This is a genomic window from Stenotrophomonas sp. RS-48, from assembly GCF_030053245.1.
GTDB classification, from domain to species: Bacteria; Pseudomonadota; Gammaproteobacteria; order Xanthomonadales; family Xanthomonadaceae; genus Stenotrophomonas; species Stenotrophomonas maltophilia_P.
Genome location: NZ_JASGBV010000157.1, coordinates 1 through 1,999, shown reverse-complemented (window position 1 = coordinate 1,999; position 1,999 = coordinate 1). Strand labels below are relative to the sequence as shown.

Below are 1,999 nucleotides of genomic sequence, written 5' to 3'. Positions count from 1 at the left end.
TTGGTAGACGCACTAGTTTCAGGTACTAGCGGGTAAAACCGTGGAGGTTCGAGTCCTCTCCTGGGCACCATGTCGAGACTGAGAAAAACCCGCGAAAGCGGGTTTTTTCATGTCCGGGCGCCAGCCAACCGGATCAGAACAGCGGTCGCAGCACCAGCTCCAGGCCCAGCAGCAGCAGGAAGCCCAGGAAGCACACGCGGAACACCCGCGCACTGATCCGCTGCCGGATCACCTGCCCCAGCCACATGCCCGCCAGCGCCGGCAACACCGCCAGCGCGCTCAGTCCCAGCTGCTGCACACCGAATGCGCCGTGCAGCACCAGCCCACCCGTCAACGAGAGGGTCGACACCGTGAACGCCAGGCCCAGCGCCTGCACCAGCTCTTCGCGCTGCAGCCCCAGCGACTGCAGGTACGGCACCGCCGGCATCACGAACACACCGGTCGCCCCGGTCACCACGCCGGACAACGCCCCCACCAGCGGCCCCAGCCAACGCTCACGCCGCTGCGGCACACGGAACACCGGCGCAACCAAGGCATACAGCGCATACACCACCAGCGCCACGCCCAGCGCCACGCGCGACCAGGTGCGGTCCACCCGCACCAGCAACGTCGCCGCGCCCAGGGTCACCACCACCACGGCCAGCATCATCGGCCACAGGCGTCGCATGATCGGTCCCAGTGATGGGCCGACCAGCAGTTGCCAGGCGTTGGTGACGAAGGTCGGAATGAACAGCATCGACGCCGCCGCCACCGGCGACAGCGCCCCTCCCAGCAGGCCCATCGCCACGGTCGGCAGGCCCATGCCGGTCACGCCCTTGACCACCCCCGCCAGCATGAACACGGCAACCAGCAGACCATAGAAGAATGTCGTCTCGCTCATGCCGTCATTGGAACCGGCGCGCCTTCCGCGCACAATGCGGCTTATGCGCCCCACCCTTCGGCTGACCCGAAGGCAGGCGGCACGCAACGAGGGCCGTGACATGCGGATGGACATCGCCGACCTGCGCCTGTTCCTGGCCGTGGCCGACGCCGGCAGCATCACCGCAGGCGCCGCGCAGGCAAACCTGGCGCTGGGCTCTGCCAGCGAACGCCTGCGGGCGATCGAGAACGACGCGGGCACCGCGCTGCTGGTGCGTCACCCGCGCGGCGTGAGCCTGACCGAAGCCGGTGCCGCCCTCGCCCACCACGCGCGCCAGATCCTGCATCAACAGGCACAGCTGCGTGGCGAACTGCAGGCCTTCGCGAAGGGCGCGCGCGGCACCCTGCACCTGTATGCCAACACCGCCGCACTGACCAGCTACCTGCCTTCCCGGTTGGCTCCCTGGCTGGCCGAACGCCCACGCCTGCACGTCGAACTGCACGAACGCACCAGCCCTGAAGTGGTCCGCGCCCTGACCGCTGGCCAGGCCGAAGCGGGAATCATCAGTGATGCGGTCGAGGCAACCGGCCTGCAACGCCATGTCGTTGCCGAGGATCCCCTGGTGATGCTGCTGCCCGCAGGCCATCGTTTCGCGGCCCGTCGCACGCTGGCCTTCGCCGATGTGGTCAGCGAAACCTTCGTCGCGCTGGCCGATGGCAATGCGCTGCAGACCTACATCGAAACGCAGGCACGCGACATCGGCCATCGATTGGACGTGCGCATCCGCATGAAGACCTTCGAAGGCGTGTGCATCATGGTGGGTCACGGCATCGGCGTAGGTATCGTGCCGCGCACCATCGCCCGCCAGCACCGCCGCGCGACACAGGCGCTGGCAGTGCCCCTCGCGGATGCGTGGGCACAGCGCCGCCTGTGTGCCTGCTTCGCCGACTGGACACGGCTGTCGACAGCGATGCGCAGCCTGCTGCTGCACCTCGGCGTGGAAGCGGAGAAAAAAGCATGAAATGGTGTTGACACATCCGATGCCGTACCGCAGAATTCCCCTCCTGAGTCGCCCAGGTGGCGGAATTGGTAGACGCACTAGTTTCAGGTACTAGCGGGTAAAACCGTGGAGGTTCGAGT

At 67.1% G+C, this 1,999-nt stretch carries 2 protein-coding genes; one reads left to right on the top strand and one right to left on the bottom strand.

The features are described from left to right. Window positions 1–133: 133 nt before the first annotated feature. The gene (locus QMZ25_RS19095) at window positions 134–880 is read right to left on the bottom strand and encodes a sulfite exporter TauE/SafE family protein (protein WP_283220137.1); all 747 of its coding nucleotides are present in this window, start codon (window positions 878–880) and stop codon (window positions 134–136) included. Window positions 881–980: 100 nt separating this feature from the next. On the opposite strand from QMZ25_RS19095, the gene QMZ25_RS19090 reads away from it, so the two are divergent. Beyond that, complete coding sequence (locus QMZ25_RS19090; RefSeq protein ID WP_180875702.1) at window positions 981–1,880, top strand: LysR family transcriptional regulator; 900 nt, start codon at window positions 981–983, stop codon at window positions 1,878–1,880. The last annotated feature ends 119 nt before the right edge of the window (window positions 1,881–1,999 follow it).

Bases quoted from the DNA above. Each gene is read 5' to 3' on its own strand.
- QMZ25_RS19095 (WP_283220137.1), bottom strand. From the start codon at position 880: ATGAGCGAGACGACATTCTTCTATGGTCTGCTGGTTGCCGTGTTCATG.
- QMZ25_RS19090 (WP_180875702.1), top strand. From the start codon at position 981: ATGCGGATGGACATCGCCGACCTGCGCCTGTTCCTGGCCGTGGCCGAC.